A 26014-nucleotide genomic window follows, 5' to 3' on the forward strand; every position below is an offset into this window, starting at 1 on the left:
CTACGTCTGGTCGTCCCCGTCGTCCGCGGCGTCCGCGGCGTCGGGCAGCGGGTCGACGTCCAGCTGCGCGCTCGGGCCCGCGCCGCCGCCGACGCCGGCGAACGGCGCGATGCGCACGGTGAACGGCCCGCCCTCGTGCCGCAGCCGCCCGCGGGCGTCGCGGTGCGCGAGCAGCGCGTGGTCGACGTCGAACGTCACCTCGCGCTCCTCGCCGGGGGCCAGCGCTACCTTCTGGACCCCGACCAGCTCGCTCACCGGCCGCGAGATCGAGGCGAGGTGCGCCTGCACGTACAGCTGCGCCGTCTCGACCGCCGGGTGCTCGCCCGCGTTGCGCAGGATGACGCTCGCCCGCACCACCTCGCCGGCGCCCAGGCGCTCCGCCGACAGCCGCACCGGCCCGTACTCGACCGCGGAGTACCCGAGCCCGAACCCGAACGGGTACTGCGGCGCGTCGCTGTGGTCGCGGTAGCGGCCGAGCGGGCCCGCGGGGTCGAGCGGGCGCCCCGAGGGCAGGTGGTCGTGCGGCATCGGCACCTGGCCGGTCACCCACGGCATCGACGCCGGCAGCCGGCCGCTCGGCGGCACGTCACCCGTCAGGACGTCCACGATCCCGTGCCCGCCCTCCGTCCCCGGGTGGAACGCGAGGACGAGAGCCGACCCCAGGTGCGCGAGCCGCTCGAGCGCGAGCGGCCGCCCCGTCACCACGACGACGACGAGCGTCCGGCTCACCCGCGCGAGCCCCTCGAGCACCTCGGCCTGGCCCGGCGGCAGCTCGAGCGACGCCACCGAGTTCGCCTCGCCGGTGCGCAGCGGGTGCTCGCCCACGCACGCGATGACGAGGTCCGCCTCGCGCGCCGCGAGGTGCGACGCGTCGGGGAACCGGCCGTCGTCGACGGTCACCTCCACGCCGTCGGCGGCGAGCCGCTCGCGGAGCGCGTCGGCGATCGTGACGACGTCCTCGCCGCGCCCGTCGAGCGTCCACGTGCCGAGGAGCTCCTCGGTCGCCGTCGCGAACGGGCCGGTCACGTGCACGCGCCCCACGGGCCGCAGCGGCAGCACGCCGTCGTTGCGCAGCAGCACGACCGCCGACGCCGCGGCCCGGCGCGCGAGCGCCCGGTGCTCGGGGGCCAGGTGGACACGGGCGGCGCGACCCTCGTCGGCGAACGGCCGCTCGAAGAGCCCGAGCCGGACCTTGAGGGCCAGGACCCGCCGGACGGCGTCGTCGAGCAGGGCCTCGTCGACCGCGCCCGAGCGCACGAGGTCGGCCGCGTGCGTCGCGTAGGCGCCGGTCACCATGTCCACGTCGACGCCGGCCCGCAGCGCGAGGGTCGCGGCGCCGGTCAGGTCCATCGCGAGCCCGTGCCGGACGATCTCACCGACCGCGTCCCAGTCGCTGACCACCGGGCCCGCGAAGCCGAGGTCGCCCCGCAGGACGTCGCGCAGCAGGGGCTCGTGCGCGGTCATCGGCACGCGGTCGACCGTGTGGAACGCGCTCATCACCGTGGCGACGCCCGCGTCGACCGCGGCGCGGAACGGGCGCAGGTGCCGGTTCTGCAGCGTGACGGGACCGAGGTCGACCTCGGCGTAGTCCCGGCCGCCCTGGGCCATGCCGTACCCGACGTAGTGCTTGGCGCACGCGGCGAGGGACTCCTCCTCCGCCAGCCCGGCGCCGTCCGGCCCGCCCTGGAAGCCCTCGACCGCGGCGGCGCCGAGCAGCGACGTCAGCCACGCGTCCTGCCCGTAGCCCTCGGCGACGCGGCCCCAGCGGGGGTCGAGCGCGACGTCGACCATCGGGGCGAAGGTCCACCGCACGCCGTCGGCCCTCGCCTCCCGGGCCGTCACCCGGGCGCACGCGCGCACGAGGTCCGGGTCGAAGGACGCCGCCTGCCCGAGCGGGATCGGGAAGACGGTCCGGTGCCCGTGCACGACGTCGCGCGCGACGAGCAGCGGGATGCCCAGCCGCGACGCGAGCGCCGCCCGCTGCAGCGCGTTCGCGTGCGAGGCCTGGGTGCCGGCGTCGCGCACGTTCCCCGCGTACGCGCCGCTCGCGACGATGGCGCTGCCGACGGCGCCGGCGGTCAGCAGGTCCGCGTGCCGCTCGACGTCCGGGTTGGCCATCTGGACCAGCTGGCCGACCTTCTCCTCCAGCGTCATCGCAGCCAGCAGGGCCGCGACCCGCTCCCCCGCGGGCACGTCGGGGTCCAGCCAGCGCCGCGTGTCGTCGGTGCTCATGCCACCTCCACCTCGAGCAGCGGACCGTCGGCAGCCAGCGCCGTCGCCAGGTCCGCGAGCGACACGACGACGCCCGCCGGACGGTACGCGTCGGCGAGGCCCTGCGCGCGCAGAGGACGGCCGCCGAGGGTCACCGACGCGACGCCCGCGCCCCGCCCGCGGACCCGGTACCGCACCCGCAGCAGCCCGCCGGCCAGCGGCACGACGGCCGTCAGCCCGTCCAGCCGCGCCGGCAGCACGGGGTCGATCTCGACGGCGTCGCCGCGGCGCCGCAGGCCCAGCAGGGACTGCACCACGACGCGCACGAGCACGCCCGGGCCGGACGAGTAGATGCGCCAGCCGCCCTCGAGGCCCGTCGCCCCCGTGAGCACCTCGGCGTACCGCGCGGCGAACTCCGCCCGGTCGGCGACGGCCGCGTCCGACGACGAGGCGTACGTGTTCCCCTGCCGCCGGCGCGCGCCCGGCACGAGGCCGGGTACGGTCCCGACGGTCGCGGGCAGCACCTGGCGCAGCCCGTGCCACAGCGCCTCGGCGTCGCCGAGCACGGCCATCGCCTCGAGCCAGCGCAGGTGCGCGTGCACGTACATCAGCCCGATCTCGCGGCCGACGAACGTCGCGGTCTCCGCGCGCTGGAAGTGCCGGCTGACCCCGCCGTGGTACCGGGGCGGCGCGTCGAACAGCCGGACGCCGTCGACGCCCATGAGGTGCTCGCGGACGAGGCCGACGTGGTGCGCGGCCTCGTCGGGGCCCAGCAGGCCGCCCGCGAGCGCGTGGATGGTCTGCAGCGACCCGCGGCGCAGCCCCGTCTCGGTGTCCCGCGGGTGCACCAGGTGACGCACGACGCGCGGGCGCTCGCCCGGTCCGGCCGGCGGGGCGAGCTGCGCGTAGCCGGCGAGCTCGCCGTCGACGAGCAGGTGCTCGCGCAGGTCCGCCGCGACGGCGGCCGCCTCCGCGCGGAGCGCCGCCACCAGGTCGGCGTGCCCGCCCTCGCCGACCGCGGCGAGCCCGGCCGCGAGCGTCGTCAGCGCCTGGTGGTGCAGCGTCACGGTCCAGGCGCTGGTCATGGTCGCCGCCATGGCCGGGTCGGCGGGCTGCAGGGAGTCGTTCCAGTCGCCGTGCCCGTAGGCCACCAGGTGCGTGCCCGGCAGCAGGCCGGCCCGGGCGCGGTCGAGCGCCACGAGCGCGTGCTCGAGCACGGGCGCCGTCGTCGCGGGCCCGCCCGGGGACCACCACGGCACCGGCTCGTCGAGCACCCCGGAGTCGTGCGAGGCGAGCAGGTACCGGCCGAGCGCGAGGACCGGCCAGTGCACGACGTCGCCGTGCGGCGGCTCGTGCCGGAACCCCTCGTCGCCCGGCAGGAAGCCGAACGCCTGCGGCCAGGACCCGTCGCGGTTCTGCGCGGCGTAGACCTGCAGGACGAGCGACCGCGCGTCGGGCAGGCGGTCGAGCGCGAGGAGGAGCTCGAGCGGGCCCTGGGTCACGTCGCGGGTGCCCCACGCGCCACCCGTGTACTGCTCGAGCCCGCGCGGGGCGAGGTGATGCACGAGGGCGTCGCGCACCAGCCAGGGCAGGCTCGCGTCGAGCGCCTCGGCCTCCGCGGGCCCGTCCACACGCAGCGCCGTGAGGTCGCGCCACCAGCCCTCGCCTGCTGCGGCCTCCGGCGCGACGGCCGGCACGGCGTCCGGCGGCGACCCGTCGGACACGGTGACGTGCAGCTCGAGCGTCGGCACCGGGCCGGTGGCCAGGGTCACGACGCCGGCGCCCGGCCGTGGCATGCCGTCGTCGGCGAGCGGGGCGTCGTCGCCGACCGTGACCGGGGCCGACGCGCCCACGGTGAGCGTCCGGGCCCCGCCCGGCCCCGCGAGGCGCACGACGACGCCGTCGAGCGTCGCCTCCGCGGCGGGCGGCGCCGGGGCCGGCAGGGGGTCGTCCACCCCGGCGAGGTGCAGCGCCACCAGCACCCGGCGCGGGCGTCCGGCCCGCAGCCGCACCTGGACGCAGTGCTGGTCGGCGGGCACGTGCGTGGTGACCTCCAGGTCGTCGGCGCCGCCGGCTTCCTCGGCGCCGCCGGGCCGCGCCGGGGCGTAGACCCACCGCGCCCCGTCGAGCGTCATCGAGAACGCGGAGGGCACGTCGAGCAGCCGCCACCCGCCGTCGTCCTCGACGAACAGCCGCAGCCCGTAGGCGCGGTGCAGCCCGAGGTAGCCGCGCACGGTGGTCAGCACGCGGCCCGTCGTGGCGTGCCCGCGGGTGAGGTACGACAGCGGCGAGCCCGCCATCCAGGCCGTCGTGGTCAGGCTCTCCGGGTCCGGCTCGGCGCGATCGCCGGTGCGCAGGATCGTGCCGTGCGGGCGCAGGACCGCGCGCTCCTTCGCCCGGGTGACCACGTGCTCGTCGCCGGCGAAGAACGACAGCAGCGCGCCGTCGTCGTCGCGCTCCACGAGCCGCCAGCGCCCGGGCCACCGGTCTGCCAGCTCGTCCTCCGCGAGGTCGCGGACCGCGAGCTCGCGCCCCCGGTCGTAGGCGGACCCGGCGAGCGGGCGGCCGTCGGCGCCCGCGCTCTGCGGAGGATCGATCGCGGTTTCCGCGACGGATCCTCCGCGGAACGCCGCCGCGCCCAGGGCGAGCGCCTCGCGGACCAGCGCGACGTCGTCGGGCGTGGTCGTCGACGGGTGGTCGGGGACCAGGAGGCCCGCGAACGTGACGGCGAGCTCCTCCCCCGGGGCCAGGCGGGCGGGCGCCACCTGGAGCGCGGCGAGCGTGTGCTCGTGCTGGAGCCGTCGGGACGGCAGGTCGGCCGCCGTCAGCAGCGGGCCGTCAGCCCGCCCGGCGAGGCCGTGCACCGCCAGCGCGTCCGTCGCCCACCCCACCACCTGCCGGTCCGCGGCGACGACGGCGAGCGGGTGCCGCCCGCCCTGCGGCTGGTTCTGCCGCACGGCGAGCGCGACGCCCGTCGGGCCCTCGAGCGGCGTGAGGTCCAGGTACTGGCTCACGTAGAGCTCGTTCGCGCGGACGGCGCCCGGCGTGGCGAGCGCGAGGTCGTGCGTGTGCACGACGTCGATCTCACGCGTGTCGATCTCACGCGTGCCGGGCCCCTCCGCGGTGACCCGCACCGCGAGCGCCCACGCGGGCCGCGCGTCGTGCAGCCGCAGGGTGACGCGCCAGCGCAGGCCGTCGGCGCCGCCCGTGGCGACCAGGCCGTCGTCGGTCGCCGTCACCGCCGCACCCGATCCGGCGCCGAGGGTCGGCCAGGCGCGGCCCGACGCGCGGTCACGCACCCAGACGCCGAACAGCCCGGGCTCGTAGGCCGACGCCGCGTGCTGGAGCAGCTCGAGCGCGCCGGCCCCGTCGTCGTGGGTCAGCGACGAGAGCCCGCCGCCGGGCGCGACGAGGACCGTGAGCCCCCCGGCTCCCGCTGCCCTCACTTGATCCCCGTGAGCGCGATGCCCTGCACGAAGTACCGCTGCAGGATCAGGAACACCACCAGCACCGGCACGACGACGACCACCGCGCCGGCGAGCAGCAGGCCGTAGTCGGTCTGGTTCTGCCCCGTGGAGTACAGGGCCAGCGCGACGGGCAGCGTGTACTTGTCCTCGGTCGTCGCGACGACCAGCGGCCACAGGAAGTTGTTCCACGACCCCAGGAACGTGAGGATCGCGAGCGTCGCGAGCGCCGGCTTGGCCAGCGGCACGACCACCTGGACGAAGATCCGCGCCTCGCTCGCGCCGTCCACCCGGGCGGCGTCGATGAGCTCGTCGGGGATGCCGAGGAAGAACTGCCGCATGAGGAAGACGCCGAACGGCGCGGCGAGGAACGGCAGGATCAGGCCGAGGTAGGTGTTGACCAGCCCCATGTTCGCGACCAGCACGAACAGCGGGACGAGCGTCACCATCCCCGGGATCATCAGCGTGCCGAGCACGAGCCGGAACAGGAGCGTCTTGCCGGCGAAGTCGGACTTCGCCAGGACGTAGCCGAGCATCGAGCAGAACACGACGTTCCCGAGCGTGACGGCCGTCGCGACGAGCGCGGAGTTGCCGAAGAACGTCGGGAAGTCCAGGCGGTCGAACAGCTCGCGGAAGTTGTCGAGCGTCGGCGCCTCCGGCCACCACGTGGGCGGCACCCGGCGGATCTCGCCCTCGCTCTTGAGCGAGGAGAACGCCATCCAGATGAACGGGCTGGTCACGACGACCAGGCCGAGGCCCAGGACGGCGTAGGCGAGCCAGTGCGCCTTCGGCTCGCCGAAGCCGCGCCCGCGCAGGCGCCGGGGGCCGGGGGCCGTGGAGGTGGCCGTGGAGGTGGAGGTGGTCGCGGCGCTCATCGTCCGATCTCCTTGTTCGCGACGACGGTCGCCGTCCGCCGCCGACGACGGCGCGGCTTCTCGTCGCGGTCACCCAGCAGCCGGAACTGCACCAGCGTGAGCAGCACGACGGCGAGGAAGAGCACGTAGCTCATCGCGGCGGCGTAGCCGTAGTTGCCGAAGCCGAACTGGTTGTACGTCTGGAAGGCCACGGAGAGCGTGCTGTTCAGGGGCCCGCCCTGCGTCATGACGAAGGGCTCCTCGAAGAACTGCACGTACCCGATGCCGGTGATGACGGCGCCGAAGAGCAGGGTCGGGCGCAGGGTCGGCACGGTGATGTACCGGAACCGCTGCCAGGTGCCCGCGCCGTCGAGCGCGGCGGCCTCGTGCAGGGACGTCGGCACGCTCTGCAGGCCGGCCAGGAAGATGATGATCAGCGTCCCGATGGACCGCCAGGTGGCCATCGCGATCATCGCCGGCATCGCCCAGGTGGTGCTCTGCAGCCAGTTCGGCCCCTCGATGCCGAACCAGCCGAGCACCTCGTTGAGCATCCCCTGGTCCGGGTGCAGCAGGAACCGCCAGACGACGGCGACCGCGACGATGCTCGTCACGACCGGCATGTAGTAGCCGACGCGGAAGAACGTCTTCGCCCGGGTGATGCCCGCGTTGAGGACCACCGCGATCGCCAGCGAGAGCGCCAGCGTCAGCGGCACGCCCACGAGCACGAAGTACGCGGTGTTCGCAGCCGCCTTGCGGAACAGCGGGTCGGCGAGCACGGCCTGGAAGTTCGCCAGCCCGGTGAACTCGACGGCCAGCGGGTTGCGCAGGTCGCGGCTGCGGATGTCGGTCACGGCCATGGCGAGCGACATCAGCACCGGACCGGCGGTGAACGTGAGGAAGAGCAGCACGAACGGCAGCGCGAACCCCCACGCTGCGCGCGTGCGCCGGCGGTAGAGCGGCGGCCGGCGGCGCAGCGCGTAGGGGTCCTGCGCGCCGGCGCGGCCCTGGTGGGACGCGGCACGGCCCGGTGCACCCTGCTCACCGGGCCGCGCCGCGGTCTGGGCGGACATCGTCGTGGTCCTGCTCGCTCGGTCGCGGCCGGCCCGTTACAGGCCGGTCCCGATCGACGACGCCTGCTGCTGGATGGCCGTGGCGACCTCCTGCGGGTCGGCACCGGACTTGCAGAGCCGCTCGAGCTCGGTGTCGATGACGCTCGCGACCTCCTCCCAGGTCGGGATGGAGGGCGGCGCCACGGCCGTCTGGAGCTGCTCGCCGAAGACGCCGAGGTACTCGTCGTCGGCGATCGCCGGGTCGTCCCACGCGGAGGCGACCGACGGCAGGTCGTTCACCTCGCCGTACCAGGCGACCTGGGTCTCGGGCTGGCTCAGCCACTCGACGAACGTCCAGGCGGCGTCGCGGACCTCGGAGTCGGTGAAGACGGCGAGATTGGCGCCGCCGATGAAGCTGGCCTCCTCGGCCCCGGCCGGCAGCGGGGCGAGCGCGACGTTCGCCATGCCCGCCTCGTCGAGGTCCCGCAGGATGCCGACGTGCCACGGCCCGGACACGAAGGAGCCGATCTTCCCGGCCATGAAGTCGGGCTCGAGGGAGCCCTGGGGCAGGTCGGTCGGGGCCAGGCCCTCGGTGAAGAACGACTGGTACTTCGCCAGCGCCTCGACGAACTCGGGGGTGTCGAACGTGAACTCGGTCGCGTCCTCGTTGACGATCTCCGCGCCCGCCTGCCAGGCGAACGGCATGAACGTCTGCCACGCGCCCGTCTGGCCGGGCTGGAGGTTGATGCCGTAGGTCGCGCCGGCGTCCATCGCGCCCTGGGCGGCGGCCGTGAGGCCGTCCCAGTCGGTCGGCGCCTCGGGCATGAGGTCGGTGCGGTAGTAGAGCACCCGGGTCTCGACGTACCAGGGCACGCCGTAGTTGGTGCCGCCGACGTTCGTCGTCTCCCACGCGCCCTCGAAGAAGCTCGAGGAGTCGATGAGGTCCGGCGTCGGGTCGAGGGCGCCGGTGGCGGCGAACTCGCCCATCCAGGTGGTGCCGATCATCGAGACGTCGGGGGTCTGGCCGCCGGCGATGGCGGTCGCGATCTTGTCGTGCGCGGCGTCCCAGGGCACGGCGGTGACGTTCACCGTGATGTCGGGGTGCTCGTCCATGAACGCCTGCGCGAAGTCGCCCAGCGCCTCGCCCTCGGTGCCCATGGCCCAGACCTCGATGGTCCCGCTCGCGGCCCCCTCGTCGACGGCCGTCGCCTCCGCGGGCTCGCCCGCGCCGCCGTCGCCGTCCCCGCGGCCGCAGCCGGCCAGCACGAGCGCTGTCGCCGTCGCCGCCACTCCGAGCCGCATCAGCCTCGTCGTGTGCCTTGTCATCGCGTGCCTCCTCGTCGAGAGCCCGTCCTGGCGGGCCGCGCAGATCTATGCGCTTAACAACCGCCTGCCGGGCACCCTAGGCACGAATATTCACGGCCGCAACCGGAAACGAGACCGCAGAAAGGAGGGAGAGCGGGTGCGTCAGCCCGCGCAGCCGCAGGACGCGCGGAACAGCGGCCGGACCGGGAGCGTCACGTCGACCGGCGGCGCGGCAGGGTCGTCGAGCGACGCGGTGAGGATGTCCACCGCCAGCCGCCCCATCGCCTCCATCGGCTGCCGGCACGTGGTCAGGCTCGGCGCGAACAGCCGGCCGGCGACCACGCCGTCGAACCCGGTCACCGCCACCTCGTCCGGCACGCGCACGCCGGCGTCCCGCAGCAGGCACAGCACGTCGAGGGCGTGCTGGTCGCTCGCGCAGACCAGCGCGTCGGGCAGGTCCGCCCGTGGACCGGCGAGCAGGCGGCGCAGCACGGGGAACGCCTCGGCGGCACTGAGGGGCGTCGGGTCCAGGACCTCGTCCGGCACCGGCACGCCGAGCTCCGCCAGGGCGGCGCGCATCCCGTCGAAGCGCTCGGCGTAGTCGGTCACCTCGGTGGCGCCGACGAACGCCACGCGCCTGCGGCCGTGCACGCGCACGAGGTGCTCGGTGAGCGCCCGGACACCGCCCGCGTTGTCGACCCGCACGTGGTGCAGGTCGCCCGCACCCCACGGCATCGCGAACGCGACGACGGGCAGCCGCTGCGCCAGCCGCTCGAGCAGCTCGGCCGACCGCGCGCCCGGGAAGACGGCCAGCCCGTCCACCCGGCTGGCGATGTCGACGATCCCGCGCCCCTCCTCGCGCGGACCCTTGCCGATGAGCAGCGCCCGGCCCCGGCGCGCGCACTCGAGCTCGAACCCGCGCTGCACCTCGTCGACGTAGAGCGGGAACACCCGGAAGTCCTCGTCGTCGGCGTCGTCGGCGAACGCCCGCGCCGCGGCGTCCGAGCCGGCGAAGTACGGGCCGGGGTCCTCGCGGACGGGTCGCCCGCCCGACGCGCCGTCGGACTCCAGCAGGAGGTCGAACGAGTAGATGCCGAGCGCGCCCGTGCGGTTCTCGGCGAGGCCCCGGGCGCTGGCCGACGGCACGTAGCCGAGCTGCCGCGCGGCGTCGAGCACCGCCTGCCGGGTCGACTCGCGGACGCGGCCCGGCTGGCGGAACGCGAACGACACCGTCGCGATGGAGACGCCGGCCAGCTCTGCCACGTCGTACACCGTCGGTCGCTTGGCCACGTCCGTCTCCCCTCGACGAGCGGGAGTCTATGCGCATCACAAGATCGCGGCCGCGCAGCGTTCCCGCAGGTCAGCCCTGACCGACGGCCAAGCGGCGCTCGAGACCGTCCAGCACCACCTCCAGGCCCCATGCGAACCGGTCGTCGAGGTTGAGCGTGACGATCTGGCGCCCGGCCCGGCCATCGGCGGCCCGCCGGTCACCACCTCGGCTGGCCCAACGCCTTCTCGATCAATGCCACGAAGCCCAGCGTCATTGCTGGTCAGCGCCCCTGCCGGCCTCCACATTCCGCCTCGAGTTCGCAGTAGGCACATCACCAGGCGTCTTCAGATCAAGCCGCATGAGTGCCATCAACAAGGCCCGACTCTGGTTGATCCTCCGATGCTGCTGGCGCCACGCCTCGGCGTCGCCCGGCTTCAAGCCGGTCGGAGCGAGGCCGTCGAGCAGGCTGCGGATCTCCTCGTACACCTCAAGGGACCCACTCACACCAGTCTCGGCGAGCAGCCTGACCAGCGCGTTCGCAGCATCGACGAAGCGGTTGATGGCCCCACCAGGGTCTACCTTGCCCTCGGCGGCGAGTGCCGCCTCCCCTGCCTCGCGCAGGAGGCCGTCGAGTGCGCGCAGGATCTGGCCGTACAGGGCCCGCCTCACCGCGATGTTCTCCCGCTCCGCGTCGTGGCTGCGTTGCAGACGTCCGGCGACGATCTGACCGACCGCGCCAAGGACTGCTCCCACAACCACGCCAACAAGGGGGCCCCAGTCCGCCCATGTGGAGGAGCCCCCCTGCTCGACGATGACCCTGATCGGGTCGGGAGTTCCGAAGACCGGAATCACGGCACGACCTCTCCCCCGGGTTGTCTGGCCGAGACACTAGGTTCGACTTGGAGGCGCGGATCTAGTTGGAGACCGGCGGAACGAACGCCTCGATGATGTGGCGGCGGGCGAAGTACGACCGACGTCCCTCACGCGCAGCGAGGCCCATCTTCACCAGGTCGTTGAGATCGCGTGCAGGTGTCCGCTCGCCGCACTTGGCATAGCGCCGAGCGAGCTCAGGGGTCAGCACGACGATGTCGCTGGGCGTAACCGAGCGGTCGCTGGGCAGTTCCAGAGCGAGAAGGCGCTGCCGGTCTCTGGCCTCCGTGCTGGGCTTTGAGCGGAACTCCTCGTACACGTAGCTCTCCCAGTGGATGTCGAGGCTCTCCCGCCGAACGAGCGCGATCTGGTCCCGGAGCTCGCCGGCGAGCCCGAGCACGGCGTACTGGATGAAGGCGCCAACATCCTCCCGGGCAGCGTCAAGCGCCAGGTAGTACGCGTTCCGCGTCTTGTTGTAGTGGTCGGAGAGCAGGTTGGTCGCCACGAGCGGCACCACGCCAGACTCAGACAGGATCTGGACTTCGACCAGACGGGCGGTCCGGCCGTTGCCGTTGCCGAAGGGGTGGATCCATGCGATGTACAGGTGAGCGAGGATCGCGGACAGCACGGCCACCACGAAACGGTCCTCGCTGCTGGTGCCGACCCCACTTCGCAGGCCCTCGAGCCACTGCACGAGGTCATCGACCAACCCCGGCACCTCAGGCCAGTGGGGCGCCTTGTAGGGTCCCGCCGTCACGTCGTGCTGGCGGTACTCGCCGGGGACAACCTCGGGTTTGTCCGGGATGCCCTCGAGGACCTTCCGATTGAGCACTCGCAAGCGCTCGGCAGTGATTGGCTGGTGACGGCCACTCTGAAGGCACTCATCCATCTCCCGGATGACCGACAGGACGTTCTGCACCTCGCGTTCGAGGTATGTACGTGACTCATGGACGTCAGCGGAACCGCTGTCGACGATCTTCTGCACTTCGTCGTCCGAGAGGGTGTTGCCCTCGATGGCAGTCGTGGCCTGGACGCCTCGAGCGAGGTAGACAGACATGAGGTGCTTCGCAGCCCCGGGCTTGAGGGGCGAGCCGGCAAGGTGCTGGCACTTGCTCATCGTCTCGCCGAGCAGCAGCCAGGTCCGAGGATCGATCCGCTTCGTCGTGAAGTCGAAGGAGATGAACGGGTGGGTGCCTGTGACGGTCGACATGTCCGGACAGTACGGCGCCTCGGACCGACTTCACAAGGGACTTCAGCTAAACACCACAACTATTCGTCCACTTCTTTGTCCCAGGACCCGTCCGCTCTGTTCGCCGCAAGGGCGCGGATGTTCGAGCGAGCGAAAACTCGGGGAGCGCACAGCAGCGCCGTCGGGCAGTCGTTCGTCGACGGCCTGCACCTCGCCCTGATCACCGCGGCGGTCGTGCTGGTCGCGGGCGCCCTGGTCGTCTGGCGGCGGATGCGGCCGGACGAGGGCCCGCGGGAGGCGGGCGCGGCGGCGGAGGCCACCCGCGCGCCGGCGCCCGTCAGCGCGTGATGTAGGCGCTCAGCTGGTCGCGCTCGGCCTGGACCTCGGAGATCCGGTGCTTCACGACGTCGCCGATGCTCACGAGGCCGACGAGGCGGCCCTCCTCGAGCACGGGCAGGTGCCGGATCCGCTGCTCCGTCATCACGGTCATCAGCTGCTCGACGTCGTCCGGCGGCGCGCACGTCTCCACGTCGACCGTCATGATGGCGGCCACGGGCCCGTCGAGGACCTCCTCGCCGTACAGGTGCAGCCGCCGCACGACGTCGCGCTCGCTGACGATGCCGGACACGCCGGCCCCGTCCTCGCTCACCACCACCGCCCCGATGCCGTGCTCGGCGAGCAGGGCGAGCAGCTCCCGCACGCTCCGGTCCGGCGCGATCGTGATCACCGTGGCGCCCTTGCGCCTGAGCACCTCCGACACCCGCATGGTCGTCCCCCGTCGCACGTGACCGCGACGACCCGCTTCGTCGCGGTGCGAAGGCACGACGGTACGACGCGCGGCGCGGCAGGACCAGACCACGTCCACCGCGCCGCACGAACGGACCGGGGCGGGCGGTCAGACGGTCTGGCCGCCGTGCGGGCCCTCGCCGATCTCCTCGACGAGCTTGGCGTTGAAGGCGGGCAGGTCGTCCGGGGTCCGGCTGGAGACCAGCCCGGAGTCGACGACGACCTCCTCGTCGACCCAGGTCGCGCCCGCGTTGCGCAGGTCGGTCCGCAGGCTCGGGTAGGAGGTGAGCGTGCGGCCGCGCACGACGTCGGCGTCCGTGAGGATCCAGCCGCCGTGGCAGATGACGCCCACCGGCTTGCCCTGCTCGAAGAACGCGCGCGCGAAGCGCACGGCGTCGGCGGACAGGCGCAGCTTGTCGCCGTTCACGACGCCGCCCGGCAGCACGAGCGCGTCGAAGCGGCCTACGTCCGCGCCGCCGACGGGCTCGTCGACCGCCTGCTCGTGGCCGTTCTTGCCGGTGATGGAGCCGGACTCCGGGGAGACCAGCACCGGCCGTGCGCCGTGCTCGGCGACCGCCTGCCAGGGACTGGTGAGCTCGGAGTCCTCGAAGCCGTTCGTGGCCAGGAACGCGACGGTCTTGCCGGTCAGGTGGGCCATGGGTGCTCCTTCGTCTCGTGGACGGGTGAGCCTTCGACACTAGGTCGACGGGTCACGACCGGCACCTGGGAGCGGCCCCCGGCCCGGCGCCTCACGCCAGCCGCGTGGCCCACCACCGCAGCACGTGCTCGAACCGCAGCAGGCGGTGCGACGGGCGGCCCGAGCGGCTCAGCTCGTGCCCCTCGCCGGGGAAGAGCAGGAGCTCGACCGGGACGCCGCGGCGCTTGAGCTCGACGAACCACCGCTGCCCCTGCTCGACCGGGCAGCGCCAGTCCTGCTCGGAGTGGATGACCAGGGTGGGCGTGCGCACGTCGCCCACGTGCGCCATCGGCGACTGGGCCGCGACCGCCGCCGCGCCCTCCGGCGTCGCCGCGTCGCCCAGGTACTCCAGCCCGAAGAACCAGCCGATGTCGCTGGACCCCACGAAGCTCACGGGGTCGAGGAAGCCGCGCTCGACGATCGCGCCGGCGAACCGGTGGGTCTGCGTCGTCAGCCAGGCCGTGAGGTAGCCGCCGTACGAGCCGCCCATGACGCCGACGCGCGTCGCGTCCAGGGCCGGGGTCGTCGCGAGCGCGTGGTCCAGCAGCGCGAGCACGTCGTCGGTGTCGACGGTGCCGAACGCGCCCTGGATCGCCCGGCCGTGCGCGGCCCCGTAGCCACCCGAGCCGCGCGGGTTCCCGTGCACGACGGCGTAGCCCGCGTGCGCGAGCGTCTGGACCTCGTCGAACACCGCGTGCGTGTACTGCGCGAACGGGCCGCCGTGGATCATCAGGACCGTCGGGTAGGGGCCGTCGCCGTGCCGGGCGGGGTCGGGCAGCGTCACCCAGCCGTGCACCGGGTACCCGTCGGGCGCGGTGGCGGTCAGCTCGGCGGGAAGCCGCAGCCGCCCGGTGGCGCGGAGCGGCGCAGCGAGGTCGGTGAGCACGGTCGTGGCGCCGTCGGCGACGCGGACGGCGAGCACCTCCCCCGCCGAGGCCGGGTCGGCCGCGCTCACGACGGCGGTCCCGGCGGCCTCCGCGGCCCCCAGCACGACGCGCGGGGCGTCGACGAGCACGCGCGGCTCGCCGCCGGCCGCGGGCACGGCGATGAGCACGACGGCGCCGCGCACCTGGTCGGCGACGAGCACCTCGTCGCCGACCGGGAGCACCAGGCCGGGGACCAGGTCGCTGGTCTCGGGGTCGGTGAGCCGGGCGGGCGTGCCCACCGCGGCCGGGCCGCCCGCCCCGGTGGTCAGGTCGAGCCGGTACAGCGCGTTCTGCGTCGCCACGAACCCGCGGCCGCTCGGCCCGAGGTCGCCGGCGACCAGCCACAGCGCCCCGCCGTCGGCCGACGGCACCGCCGTCTCGACGCCCAGGGTCGAGCCGGCGGCCGCGTCGGTGAGCGGACGCGGGGCGGCCGGCTCCGCGGCGTCGGCGTCCACGACCACCGCGTCGGCGCGGAGGTCCTCGTCGTGGTTCGGGTGCACGGCGGCCACGGCGACGACGTGCCGGCCGTCGGGCAGCCAGCACGGTGCGTGCGCGTCGCCGGCGCCGTCGGTCAGCCGGCGCGACGCCGGCAGGGCGGCGGGCCGCTCGCCGCGCTCCAGGAGCGACGCGGGCAGGTCCACGACGAACAGGTGCCGCGGGCGGTCGTAGCTGAAGCCCAGGTTGTCGGCGCGGTACTGGAAGGTCGTGATGAGGCGCGGCGCCTCGGCGGACGGGTCGCCGTCGGGCACGTAGCGGCCGGCCTCGGGCACGCGGGCGACGTAGACCAGACGCCGCGAGTCGGGCGACCAGCGCGGGTCCCCGGCGCCGAGCGGGGCGTCCGTGAGCACCACCGGCTCGCCGCCGGTCGCCTCGACCACGTGCAGCTGCGGCTTGCCCTTGGGCTCGGCCCGGACGAAGGCGACCCAGCGCCCGTCGGGCGACCAGGCGGGCGACGTGTCTCGGTGGCCGCGCGTGAGCGGGCGCGGCGGCGCGGAGCCGTCCGTGGGGACGAGCCACAGGTGCCCGACCTCCTCGTCGGCCGCCAGGTCGGGCTGCGTCACGGCGACGACGGCGAGCGTGCCGTCGGGGCTGACGGCGGAGGTTCCGGGCGTGGCGAGGAGGGCGATGTCTTCGGGGATCACCGGACGAACCTATGCCCGGTCGACGTCAGGCACCGAAGCGCAGGCCGTTGACGACGAGGTCCAGCAGGCGCCGGACCTGCGCGTCCCACTCCGGGCCGTCGGGCACGAGCCACACGCCCCACATCGCGCGCATCACGTCGTCGGCGTCGGCGTCCGCGCGGACCGAGCCCTCGGCGCGGCACGCGTCGAGCAGGATGGCCAGGGCGCCGAGGATGCGCTGGCGGGTCTCGGCGAAGAGCGGGGACTCCGAGCCGACGGCGGCGCGCAGGGCGGCCCCGAGGCCGCGCTTGGTCGCGGCGTAGCGCACGAACCGGCCCATCCACTCGCGCAGCGCGTCGACCGCCGGGCCGTCGCCGCGCAGCAGGTCGGGCGCGGCGTCGCAGAGGGCCTCGACCTCGTGCCGGTAGACCGCCTCGACGAGGGCGTCCCGGTTCGGGAAGTGCCGGTAGAGCGTGCCGATGCCGACGCCGGCGCGCTCGGCGACGGTCTCGAGCGGCACCTCGACGTCGGCGAGGAGCGCCTCGGCCGCGACGGCGAGCAGCCGGTCGCGGTTGCGCCGGGCGTCGGCGCGCAGCGGCCGGGCGGTGGTTGGGGTGGTCACGAATCTCCCTCTTGCGAACCGGAGGACCCTCCGCTTATGCTCGTGGAGTCGAAACGGAGGTTCCTCCGTTCAAGGGTACGCGGAGCCCCGCACGGCGTCCACACAGGCTTCTGCCAGCCGCCGCACGGCCCCGCCGGTCAGCCTCACGCGGACCGAGACCCACCACCACGCCCGCTCCGACGCTCACCGAGACACCGCACCACCCGAAGGAGCACCCCATGAAGACCTGGTTCATCACCGGCGCGTCCCGCGGCTTCGGCCACGCGTGGGCCCGGGCCGCGCTCGAGCGCGGCGACCGCGTCGCGGCCACCGCCCGCGACCTCAACACGCTCGACGACCTGGTCGCCGAGTTCGGCGACGCCGTCCTGGCCCTGCAGCTGGACGTCACCGACCGCGCGGCCGCGTTCGCGGCCGTCGACCGGGCACAGGCGCACTTCGGCGCGCTCGACGTCGTCGTGAACAACGCCGGCTACGGCCACTTCGGCATGGTCGAGGAGCTCACCGAGGCCGAGCTGCGCGACCAGCTGGAGACCAACCTCTTCGGCGCGGTCTGGGTCACCCAGGCCGCCCTCCCCCATCTGCGCGCCCAGGGCAGCGGGCACGTCGTGCAGGTGTCGTCGATCGGCGGCATCAGCGCGTTCGCCGGCATCGGCGCCTACCACGCGTCGAAGTGGGCGCTGGAGGGCATCAGCCAGTCACTCGCGCAGGAGGTCGCTGGCTTCGGCATCCACGTCACGCTCGTGGAACCCGGGCCGTTCGCCACGGACTGGGGCGGCCCCTCGGCCCGCCACTCCGCACAGCTGCCCGCCTACGACGACGCGCACGCGCAGATGCGGGCCGCCCGCGCCGCCCGCGCGTCGTCCCCGGGCGACCCGCGCGCGAGCGCGACCGCACTCCTCGCCGTGGTGGACGCACCCGTGCCACCGCTGCGGGTCTTCTTCGGCGACGTCTCGCTGGGCATCGCCACCGCCGACTACGAGCAGCGGCTCGCGACCTGGCGCGAGTGGGAGCACGTCTCCCACCTGGCCCAGGGCGAGCCGGCCCCGACCACACCCTGAAGGGAGCACCCATGACCGCACTGACCACCACGGCCCCCGCGCGCCGCGAGGCGCCGCGCGCCGCGTCCGCCACCGCGTTCGCCGGACTCGCCTACGACGCGTTCGACGCGCTCGCGGCCGCCCAGTTCTGGGCCGCAGCCCTGCGCGTCGACGTCGCGCCCGGGGCGAGCCCCGCCCGCGCCGAGCTCCTCGGCGACGACGCGGGCCTGCCGCGCCTGGTCTTCCGCCAGGTGTCCGACGGTCGGGCCCTCGCGACGCCGCTGCACCTGCAGCTGGCGACCGCCGACCTGGACGCCGAGTACCGGCGGCTGCACGGCCTGGGCGCGCGGCGTCTCGGCACGGTCACCGACCACGGCCGGCGCACGATGACGCTCACCGACCCGGAGGGCAACGCCTTCGAGCTCGTGGCCGCCTGACCCCCGCATCGCGCGTCCGCGCCACCGCTCGATCACGAACGCCGCGAGGAACCCGAGCGACGTGACGAGGCCGGTCAGCAGGTGGGTCCGCTCGAAGGCCTCCGGGATCATCGTGTCCGCGACCATCGCGAGGATCGCACCCGCCGCGACGGCCGTGATCGTGGCCACCAGTCCGGCGTCGGCGCCCTCCAGCGCGAGGGCGCCGACCGCCGCGGCGAGCCCGCTCACGACGGCGATCCCGCCCCAGACGCCGAAGACGTACCTGCCGCTGCGACCCGCCTGCTTCATGCCCGCGGCGCTGGCCAGGCCCTCGGGGACGTTGGAGATGGCCACCGCCGCCAGCACCCCCACGCCGACGCCGTGGCCCGCGAGCACCGACACCCCGAGCACCACGGACTCCGGGACGCCGTCGAGCAGCGCCCCGATCGCGATGGCGGCGCCGCTGCCCGCCTGGTCGGCCTCGGACGGCTGCTGACCGCCGGACCGCTTGCGGTGCCGGGCGCCGCGCCGGGCCAGGGCGGCGTTCGCCGCCACGTACGCGACCGCGCCGCCCAGGAAGCCGACGACGGTCGGACCGAGTCCGCCCGACCGCTCCGCCTCGTCGACCAGCTCGAACGCCAGCGCCGAGATGAGAACGCCTGCACCGAAGGCCATCACGGTGGCCACGGCCCGCTGCGGGATCCGCGCGAACCACGCGAGCAGGGAGCCGAGCACGAGGGCGGAACCGGCCACGAGCCCCCAGCCGCCCGCCTCCAGCCAGACAGGGATCGCACTCACCTCGCTCCGCGGAGGCTCCGCCCGGACGGGCGAGGACGCCTGGGGCGATGCTGCCACCACTCCGGGCGCCCCGCCGGGCAACTCAGCAGGCCGGCGGGACCGCCGTCCAGGCGATCTCCTGGTGCACGCTCGCACCGGGCGCGAGCACCGTCATCGGGGTGAGCGCCTCGAGCTCGAGCAGCCGGGCCGCCGGGTGCAGGCTGCCCGGGCCCTCGAGCGGCTCGGGCGTCGGGTACTGCATCCAGATCTCCACCTGGCACCCGCCGTCGGGGTACTCCCCGGGCGGGACGTCGAAGCGCCAGTCCAGGCCGGCGCCGTCGGGGCGGCGGAAGGGCAGCGCGCCGGTCGCGTCGGTGAACCCGACCTTCCCGACGACGTCGTCGATCGCCACCCTGCGCCGGCCCGCCTCGACCGGTCCGACCCGCAGGCGCCCGAATACGTCGACGAGGTCCACGGGCTCGGCCGTGCCGGCGACGTCCACCCACAGCTCGCCGCCCGACGCCGTGTCCACCTGGGCCACCTCCCAGACGGCCCAGCGGACGGGCCGGTCGGAGACGTTGGTGAACGTGGTGCGCTGCGCGAAGGCCGACCCGCCCTCGGGGATCGTGAACGCGCGCGTGACCCGCAGACCTGTCCGCGCGTCGTCCGGGCTGGTCAGGCGCACGAGGAGCGCGCCCGCCGCCGCGGACCACGCGGACTCGATGGCCCACGCGCCCGAGTCCAGCACCCCGTCGGGCGGGCCCGGCCACTCGTCGGGGCCCGACCAGCCCTGCGGCGCGGGCCAGGTCTTCGACCCGCCGACGTTCGGCCACGAGCCCATGCCGCCGTCCAGTGGCGGCCAGGTCGCCCGCGGCCGCACGGTCCGCAGCGCCGCGTCCAGGTACTCGGGGTTGCGCCAGAGCAGCTCCGCACCGCCGCACCGGACCGAGATGAGCCGCCCGCCGACGCTCGGGAGGAACGCGAGTCGCAGGTCGCCGTTGTCGACGACGTGCACCGGCAGGGCGTCGGCCCCGAGCTCCAGCGGTGTCAGGACCAGGGGCGCGCCGTCGATCACGCGCCCGATCGTGTCACCGCTGCGACGGTGTGCGCGCCCGATGCGCAGCGGGCGTCGACGACGATCTCGTCCGCCGCCGTGCGCCGGTCCGTCTCGGCGAGGAGCTCCTGGCCGAGGCGACGGGCCGAGACTGGCAGTGCGCGGCCGGGGCCCGCTCGCTCAGCGGCGCGGGCCGCCGGCCACCTGCTCGAACACTCGCACGTAGTCGTCGACCATCCGGTCTGCGGAGAAGCGGGCCACGGCGTCGGACCGGCAGGCCGAACGGTCGAGCACCCGGACGACGGGGACGGCGGCGACCGCCCCGTCCACGTCGTCCACCAGTGCGCCCCCGAGCCCGGGGCGCACGAGCTCGCGCATCGACCCCCGTGCGAAGGCGATCACGGGTGTGCCCGCGACCATCGACTCGGCGACTGACAGGCCGAAGGGCTCGTCGAAGTCGATCAGGTGCAGCAGCGCGACGGCCCCGCCCAGCAGGGCGTCCCGCTCGGCCGGCCCGACGGCGCCGAGGTACGTGACGGCGCGGCCGTCGACGTGCGGCGCGACGGCGTCGCGGAAGTAGTCCTCGTCATGGACGACGCCGGCGATGACGAGGGGCAGGCCGGCGCGCCGGGCGACCTCGATCGCGGCCGTGGTGCCCTTGTCGGGATGGATCCGCCCGAGGAAGAGCAGGTACCCCCCGCCGCCCTCGCCGAGCGAGAACCGCTCGACCTCGATCCCGTGGTGGATCGTCGCGTCGTACGTGAGCGCGGGGTGACGGTCTGCATCGCTGATCGCGACGTAGTGCGCGACGTCGTCGTAGGCGCGGTACACCGGGACGATCCGCTCGGACGAGAAGCCGTGGATGGTCGTCACCATCGGCGTCGGCACGAGGCGGCTGAAGACCAGGGGCAGGAAGTCGAACTGGTTGCTGACCACGTCGAACTCGTCAGCCCGCTCGAACACCGCCCCGATGTGCAGCGCCTCGTGGACCTTCGGGTCCACCGCCGGGTCCTCCTCGTACCCCGCGGTTGCCTCCGCGTGGAGCCGGGCCGCGGTGCGGGAGTCGCGCGTGGCGAACAGCGTCACGTCATGACCGCGGGCGACGAGTCCCTCCGTGAGGGTGGACGCGACCTGCTCCCACGGCCCGTAGCTGCGCGGGGGGACGCGGTGGGCGATCGAGGCGAGCACGGCGATCCTGACGGGGGCCTCCCGGTGTCGTCGCGAACGTTACGCCACTGCGGCGCGGAGGCCGGGCCGGAGCTGCCGGGATCGCGCCTGCTACCCTGGCAGGGCGAACCGACGAAGTCCCCGGCCAGGTCCGGGCGTGCCGCCCCAGATGCGCCAGCCCGGTGAGACCGGGACGTGAGCCTTCTTCCTTCCGTGAACGGCAGCGAGCCTGCTGCACCGATGCACGATGGAAGAGGGCCTCATGGCCGTCCGACTCGGTTTCCTGTCGACATATACCCCCACCCAGTGCGGCATCGCGACGTTCTGCGAGGCCCTGGCGACACAGCTCGCCGCCGACGGGGCCGAGGTCGGCGTGGTCCGCCTCGTCGACGAGCCCCAGCTCGAGCTGCCGCCAGTCGTGATGGAGTGGGTGACCGCCCGGCCGTCGGACGCGGCGGGCGTCGCTGCGGTCCTCGACACGTACGACGTCGCGGTCGTCCAGCACGAGTACGGCATCTTCGGCGGGGCGGACGGCACCGACGTGCTCGACGTGGTGTCGCGCCTCGACGTCCCGGTCCTCACCGTGCTCCACACGGTGCTCACGACACCGACGCCGAACCAGCACCGCGTCCTGGCCCGGCTGCTCGAGTACTCGGACGCAGTGGTCACCATGACGACGACCGCCCGTGACCGGCTCGTCACGGGATGGGGCGTCGATCCGGCGCGGGTCACCGTCATCCCGCACGGCGCCCAGGACAACCGTCCCGCTCCGGTGACGGTGGCGGTGGCGGTGGCCGTGGCCGTGGCCGTGGCGGAGGCGCGCGCCGACGCACCCCCGGACCGTCGGCCGACCGTGCTGACCTGGGGCCTCCTGTCCCCGGGCAAGGGCATCGAGTGGGCCCTGGTCGCCCTCGCCGAGCTGCGCAAGCGCATCGACCTGCCCCTCTACCGCGTGGTCGGGCAGACGCACCCGCGCGTGCGGGAAGCGGAGGGCGAGTCGTACCGCAACCGCCTGCTCGAGCTCACCACCGACCTCGGCCTGACCGACTGCGTGAGCTTCGACGGCCGATACCTCTCGGGCCCCGAGCTGCGCGACGTCGTCCGCGACGCCGACGTCATCCTGTTGCCGTACGACTCGCTCGAGCAGGTCACGTCCGGCGTGCTCACGGAGGCCGTCGCCGCGGGCAAGCCGGTGATCTCCACGAGCTTCCCGCACGCAGTCGAGCTCCTGTCCGGCGGCGCGGGCGTGCTCGTGCCGCAGCGCGACCCCTGCGCCCTCGCGAGCGCGCTCGAGCACGTTCTCGCGACGCCCGGTGTCGCCGACGGGATGGCCGCCGTCTCGCGCGGGCTCGCCGCGTCGCTCCTGTGGCCAGCCGTCGCCGACCGCTACCTGGACCTCGCCTCCGCCCTGCAGTCCGCGCGCGTCACGACAGTGGCCTGATGGACGACCCCCGGTACGAGCACGTGGCGTGCCTGACGACAGCCGTCGGCCTCTACGAGCACGCGCTGTTCGCGGCCCCGCGCGTCGAGCACGGCATGTGCGTCGACGACGCGTCCCGGGCACTGCTCGTGACGGCGCGCGAGCCGCGGCCGACGCCGGACGTGGTGTCGATGTCACGCATCTACCTCGCCTACCTGCTGCGGGCACAGGCCGCCGACGGCCGGATGCACAACCGGAGCGACGACACCGGTCGGTGGCTCGACGCGCCCGCCACGGGCGACCACTGGGGCAGGGCCTTGTGGGCCTTCGGGACGGCCGCGGCGCACTCCCCGGAGGGTCAGGTCCGGGCGGGTGGGGTGCTCGGCGCGCAGCGCGCGCTGCTCGCGCGGTCCCCCTATCCGAGGGCGATGGCGTACGCCGCGCTGGGCGCGGCGGCACTGATGAGGACGGCGCCGGAGAACCTGGCCGCCCGCCGCCTGCTGCACGACGCCCGGTCCGTCCTGTCCCAGGCCGAGAGCGGCGCCGGCTGGCTCTGGCCCGACCATCGACTGACATACGCCAACGCGGTCCTGCCGGAGGCGATGATCACCGTCGGCCGGGCGCTCCATGACGACGAGCTGCGCGACCGCGGCCTCGCGCTGCTGGGGTGGCTGGCGGACCACCAGGACGTCGCCGGCCACGTGTCGGTGGTGCCCGCCGGCGGACGGGGACCCGGTGAGCGCCGGCCATCGTTCGACCAGCAACCCATCGAGGTGGCGTCCATGGCCGAGGCCGCCGCGACGGCGTTCGGCGCGACCGGCGACCACCGCTGGGCAGCGCTCGTCGCGCGCTGCGAGGCGTGGTTCGAGGGCGACAACGACGGGCGACTCCGGATGCGCGCACCGTCGGGCGGCGGGGCCTACGACGGACTCGAGGACGGGTCGGTGAACCTCAACCAGGGCGCCGAGTCGACGCTCGCATCGGTGGCCACGGCTCAACTGGTCGACCTGCTGGCCGACGTGCTCTCACCCGTGGCGCCGTGACACCCCGCGACTGGGTGGTGCGGACCCCGCTGCTCCTGCTGCCCGACCCGCAGCGCGTGCTCGCGACGCTCTTCCTCCCCGGCCAGGAGACCCCCGTCGGCGGCCGCTCCCGCTCGACCGGCGTGCTCGAGCGCGTGCTCGCCCTCTCCGACGAGGAGGTCGTCGGCGCGCTGGCGGCGCTGCACGCCGACTTCGGGCACCGCCATCGCGACCTCGACGCGACGTGGGAGGCGCACGCCGCACTCGTCGAACACCGGCTGGCGGACGACGTGACCCTCACCGGCCCGCGACGTCGGCTCATCGGTGCCTACTTCACGAAGGAGTGCGCGATCGAAGGAGCCGGGCTCCTGAACCCCTCGATGGTCCCTCACCCCGACCAGTCGGGCCTGCCCGCCGGTTCCCTGCGGTTCCTGATGACCCTGCGTTCCGTCGGCGAAGGGCACGTGTCGAGCGTCGAGCTGCGCTCCGGCGTCGTGGACGCGGGCGACGTGGTCACGCTCGACCCCGGCCCTGCCGTGTCCGTGCCCGCCGTCGCCCTCCCACCGGAGTACTCGCGCAACGCGTTCGCCCATCAGCTCGACCAGGCCGGCGGCGAGCAGGTCGATGCGGAGGCGGGCGCCGATGCGGAGTTCGTCCTTGCCTGCCTGCAGTCCACGTTCGACGGCGAGGACCTCGCCGGCGCGCTCGGTCGCCTCCACGCGCAGCGCCTCACGAGGGGCTCCACCGGCCGCACCGCCGACCGCTTCGCGCGGATCGCCGCCAACACCTACCGGGTGGCGTTCCCAGCGACCTCCGACGTCCAGGAACGGGTGCTGACCCCGCGGGGGCCGGCCGAGAGCCACGGCATCGAGGACGTCCGGATGGTGCGGTTCGTGGCGCCCGACGATGCCGTCGAGTACCTGGGCACCTACACCGCGTATGACGGGCGCTCCGTCACGGGACAGCTGCTCCGCACCGACGACTTCGTGACCTTCTCGGCGACCCCTCTGAGCGGTCCCGGCGCGCGGAACAAGGGACTCGCCCTCTTCCCGCGCAAGGTCGGCGGCCGGTACCTCGCCCTGTCCCGCGCGGACCGGGAGAACAACACCCTCACCGCGTCGGCCGACCTGCTGCACTGGGTCGAGCCCGTGCACCTGCAGGCTCCCAGGCGCGCCTGGGAGGTCGTGCAGCTCGGCAACTGCGGCTCCCCGATCGAGACCGAGCAGGGGTGGTTGGTGCTCACCCACGGCGTCGGCCCGATGCGCGCCTACAGCATCGGCGCGCTGCTCCTGGACCTCGACGAGCCCTGGCACGTGATCGGCCGGCTCGAGCAGCCGCTGCTCACCGCGGCCGAGGACGAGCGGTCCGGCTACGTGCCCAACGTCGTCTACTCGTGCGGCGCGATGCGCCACGGACGCAGTCTGGTGCTGCCCTACGGCTGCAGCGACGCGCGAACACGGGTCGCCCTGGTGGACCTCCACGCGCTGCTCGGCGCCCTTCTCGAGGGCCACTGACCCGATGACCACCTCCGTCTCGCCCCCCGAGTTCACGACGGCCGTCGTCCAGGCCAAGCCCTGGGGCCATGAGACGATCTTCGCCACCGGGGGACACGGCTACGTCGGCAAGATCATCACCGTCGACGCCGGGCATGCGCTGAGCCTGCAGTACCACCGGCAGAAGGAGGAGACGATCTGCATCGTCTCCGGCGTGGCGACGCTCGAGCACGGACCGTCCGTCGACCTCCTGATCTCCCGGACCATGCGGACGGGCGACGTGGCGCACCTTCCACCCGGCGCGCTCCACCGCGTCACCGCCGTCACCGACGTGGTGTTCGCCGAGGCGTCGTCCGCCGGCGAGGGCTGGCGCGAGGACGTCGTCCGCCTGGCCGACGACTACGGGCGCGACGGGACGACCGCGCCGTAGCTGCCCGGCCGGTTGACGTCACGTCAACGGCAAGGCCCGGACCTCCCAGTACGGCAGGCGGCGCGAGACGGTGAAGCCGAGCGTGCCCGCGAGGCGCTCCGAGCCCACGTTGTCCGCGCGGCAGGACCACACCGGCGTCCGCCCGCTCGCGACGAGGTCCTCCACCAGGGCCGCGCACGCCACGCGCGCGAGCCCGCGGCGCCGGAACGCGGGCAGCGTCTCGATGCCGATCTCGACGTCGTCGCCGCTGGTCATCGCCGCGAAGGCGAGCGCGGCCGGGGCGCCGTCCACCTCCGCCGCCCATCCCCCGCCCTGGGCGAGGAACGTCCGCGCGTCGGGCCAGCAGTCGCTCGGCACGGTGCCGCCGGGCCAGGCGAAGTCGGCCTCGGTCGCCCGGCGCACGGTGCCCGTCGCGTCCGCACGGAGGGCGGCGAAGACAGCGGCGTCGAACGAGAAGTTGAGCCGTGTCCGGCGGACGACGCCGGGCTCGCGACCAGCCCCGTCGGCCTCCGCGAGCGGCACCGCGCCCAGCATCCCGTCCCAGTCCAGCCCGTGCCAGCGCGGGTCCACCTGGAGCCACTCGCCGCGACCGCGCGCAACCCGACCCTGGACCCGGCGCACGACGGCGTCCGCCGCCGCCCCGAGCGCCGGCCCCCACGCGAGCGACATCCCGCACGGGTGGACGGCGTGGAAGGCCAGGGGCACGCCGTCGTCGTCGGCCACCCAGAGGTCGCCACCGGGGAGCCCGCCGAGCACCGCCGCCGCGAAACCGACGTTGCAGTCGACGTCGGCCAGCGCCCGACGCGCGGCCTCCAGCAGCTCGTCCACGCGTGG

Annotated in this window: 22 protein-coding genes and 1 pseudogene; 7 read left to right on the forward strand and 16 right to left on the reverse strand. The window is 74.5% G+C overall.

Annotated features, from left to right (window positions below; genetic code table 11):
• From AFE02nite_RS07620 to AFE02nite_RS07655, 8 genes are all read right to left on the reverse strand, one after another.
• On the reverse strand, window positions 1–2232 hold the full coding sequence (locus tag AFE02nite_RS07620; protein WP_146819390.1) for a glycoside hydrolase family 3 N-terminal domain-containing protein: 2232 nt from the start codon (window positions 2230–2232) through the stop codon (window positions 1–3).
• Window positions 2229–5657, reverse strand: coding sequence for a hypothetical protein (locus AFE02nite_RS07625; protein ID WP_146819391.1), 3429 nt, complete (start codon window positions 5655–5657; stop codon window positions 2229–2231). The genes AFE02nite_RS07620 and AFE02nite_RS07625 overlap by 4 nt, the downstream gene beginning before the upstream one ends.
• Window positions 5654–6550, reverse strand: coding sequence for a carbohydrate ABC transporter permease (locus AFE02nite_RS07630; protein ID WP_146819392.1), 897 nt, complete (start codon window positions 6548–6550; stop codon window positions 5654–5656). Before AFE02nite_RS07630 ends, AFE02nite_RS07625 begins: the two co-directional genes overlap by 4 nt.
• Window positions 6547–7599: a carbohydrate ABC transporter permease gene (locus AFE02nite_RS07635; protein ID WP_034247188.1), complete on the reverse strand. Its 1053-nt coding sequence runs from the start codon at window positions 7597–7599 to the stop codon at window positions 6547–6549. Before AFE02nite_RS07635 ends, AFE02nite_RS07630 begins: the two co-directional genes overlap by 4 nt.
• Window positions 7600–7635: 36 nt before the next feature.
• Window positions 7636–8904: a sugar ABC transporter substrate-binding protein gene (locus tag AFE02nite_RS07640; RefSeq protein WP_034247186.1), complete on the reverse strand. Its 1269-nt coding sequence runs from the start codon at window positions 8902–8904 to the stop codon at window positions 7636–7638.
• Window positions 8905–9045: 141 nt separating this feature from the next.
• Complete coding sequence (locus tag AFE02nite_RS07645; RefSeq protein ID WP_034247185.1) at window positions 9046–10173, reverse strand: LacI family DNA-binding transcriptional regulator; 1128 nt, start codon at window positions 10171–10173, stop codon at window positions 9046–9048.
• Between the two features lie 250 nt (window positions 10174–10423).
• On the reverse strand, window positions 10424–11005 hold the full coding sequence (locus AFE02nite_RS07650) for a hypothetical protein (RefSeq protein WP_034247184.1): 582 nt from the start codon (window positions 11003–11005) through the stop codon (window positions 10424–10426).
• Between the two features lie 61 nt (window positions 11006–11066).
• Entirely contained in the window at window positions 11067–12233 is a 1167-nt protein-coding gene (locus AFE02nite_RS07655; RefSeq protein WP_034247183.1) for a Fic family protein, read from the reverse strand.
• A 117-nt stretch (window positions 12234–12350) separates the two neighbouring features.
• Between AFE02nite_RS07655 and AFE02nite_RS07660 the strand changes: the two genes are divergently transcribed.
• Complete coding sequence (locus AFE02nite_RS07660; RefSeq protein ID WP_034247181.1) at window positions 12351–12560, forward strand: hypothetical protein; 210 nt, start codon at window positions 12351–12353, stop codon at window positions 12558–12560.
• Here the strand turns inward: AFE02nite_RS07660 and AFE02nite_RS07665 are convergent.
• The 4 genes from AFE02nite_RS07665 to AFE02nite_RS07680 all read right to left on the reverse strand — a co-directional run bounded on the left by AFE02nite_RS07665 (window position 12550) and on the right by AFE02nite_RS07680 (window position 16364).
• Complete coding sequence (locus AFE02nite_RS07665) at window positions 12550–12978, reverse strand: CBS domain-containing protein (RefSeq protein WP_034247179.1); 429 nt, start codon at window positions 12976–12978, stop codon at window positions 12550–12552. The two genes, AFE02nite_RS07660 and AFE02nite_RS07665, sit on opposite strands and share 11 nt — an antisense overlap.
• Before the next feature lie 129 nt (window positions 12979–13107).
• A complete protein-coding gene (locus AFE02nite_RS07670; RefSeq protein ID WP_034247177.1) occupies window positions 13108–13656 on the reverse strand; it encodes a type 1 glutamine amidotransferase domain-containing protein in 549 nt (182 codons plus the stop codon).
• Window positions 13657–13747: 91 nt separating this feature from the next.
• Window positions 13748–15763, reverse strand: a complete 2016-nt coding sequence (locus AFE02nite_RS07675) for a S9 family peptidase (protein ID WP_146819393.1) — start codon at window positions 15761–15763, stop codon at window positions 13748–13750.
• Between the two features lie 25 nt (window positions 15764–15788).
• Complete coding sequence (locus AFE02nite_RS07680; RefSeq protein WP_034245616.1) at window positions 15789–16364, reverse strand: TetR/AcrR family transcriptional regulator; 576 nt, start codon at window positions 16362–16364, stop codon at window positions 15789–15791.
• Window positions 16365–16582: 218 nt separating this feature from the next.
• Here AFE02nite_RS07680 and AFE02nite_RS07685 point away from each other — a divergent pair, with 218 nt between their 5' ends.
• The gene (locus AFE02nite_RS07685; protein WP_034245614.1) at window positions 16583–17422 is read left to right on the forward strand and encodes an oxidoreductase; all 840 of its coding nucleotides are present in this window, start codon (window positions 16583–16585) and stop codon (window positions 17420–17422) included.
• Between the two features lie 11 nt (window positions 17423–17433).
• Window positions 17434–17838, forward strand: coding sequence for a VOC family protein (locus AFE02nite_RS18000; RefSeq protein ID WP_186814513.1), 405 nt, complete (start codon window positions 17434–17436; stop codon window positions 17836–17838).
• Between the two features lie 15 nt (window positions 17839–17853).
• On the opposite strand, the pseudogene AFE02nite_RS07690 reads toward AFE02nite_RS18000, so the two are convergent.
• From AFE02nite_RS07690 to AFE02nite_RS07700, 3 genes and pseudogenes are all read right to left on the reverse strand, one after another.
• Window positions 17854–18606 (reverse strand): annotated as a pseudogene (locus AFE02nite_RS07690) (ZIP family metal transporter); the annotation flags it as partial.
• 91 nt (window positions 18607–18697) lie between these two features.
• On the reverse strand, window positions 18698–19669 hold the full coding sequence (locus AFE02nite_RS07695; RefSeq protein WP_052113628.1) for a hypothetical protein: 972 nt from the start codon (window positions 19667–19669) through the stop codon (window positions 18698–18700).
• A 159-nt stretch (window positions 19670–19828) separates the two neighbouring features.
• Window positions 19829–20836, reverse strand: coding sequence for a glycosyltransferase family 4 protein (locus tag AFE02nite_RS07700; protein WP_146819394.1), 1008 nt, complete (start codon window positions 20834–20836; stop codon window positions 19829–19831).
• A gap of 241 nt (window positions 20837–21077) precedes the next feature.
• Here AFE02nite_RS07700 and AFE02nite_RS07705 point away from each other — a divergent pair, with 241 nt between their 5' ends.
• The 4 genes from AFE02nite_RS07705 to AFE02nite_RS07720 are packed head-to-tail and all read left to right on the forward strand — an operon-like array spanning window position 21078 to window position 25180.
• The gene (locus tag AFE02nite_RS07705) at window positions 21078–22256 is read left to right on the forward strand and encodes a glycosyltransferase (protein ID WP_034245609.1); all 1179 of its coding nucleotides are present in this window, start codon (window positions 21078–21080) and stop codon (window positions 22254–22256) included.
• The gene (locus AFE02nite_RS07710) at window positions 22256–23278 is read left to right on the forward strand and encodes a hypothetical protein (protein WP_034245607.1); all 1023 of its coding nucleotides are present in this window, start codon (window positions 22256–22258) and stop codon (window positions 23276–23278) included. The genes AFE02nite_RS07705 and AFE02nite_RS07710 overlap by 1 nt, the downstream gene beginning before the upstream one ends.
• On the forward strand, window positions 23275–24771 hold the full coding sequence (locus AFE02nite_RS07715) for a glycoside hydrolase family 130 protein (RefSeq protein WP_034245605.1): 1497 nt from the start codon (window positions 23275–23277) through the stop codon (window positions 24769–24771). Before AFE02nite_RS07710 ends, AFE02nite_RS07715 begins: the two co-directional genes overlap by 4 nt.
• Window positions 24772–24775: 4 nt before the next feature.
• Window positions 24776–25180, forward strand: coding sequence for a cupin domain-containing protein (locus AFE02nite_RS07720; RefSeq protein ID WP_034245603.1), 405 nt, complete (start codon window positions 24776–24778; stop codon window positions 25178–25180).
• Between the two features lie 18 nt (window positions 25181–25198).
• Here AFE02nite_RS07720 and AFE02nite_RS07725 read toward each other — a convergent pair whose 3' ends face one another.
• Entirely contained in the window at window positions 25199–26008 is an 810-nt protein-coding gene (locus AFE02nite_RS07725) for a GNAT family N-acetyltransferase (RefSeq protein ID WP_034245600.1), read from the reverse strand.
• Between the last annotated feature and the right edge of the window lie 6 nt (window positions 26009–26014).

It is taken from the genome of Actinotalea fermentans (genome assembly GCF_007991475.1).
GTDB lineage: Bacteria > Actinomycetota > Actinomycetes > Actinomycetales > Cellulomonadaceae > Actinotalea > Actinotalea fermentans.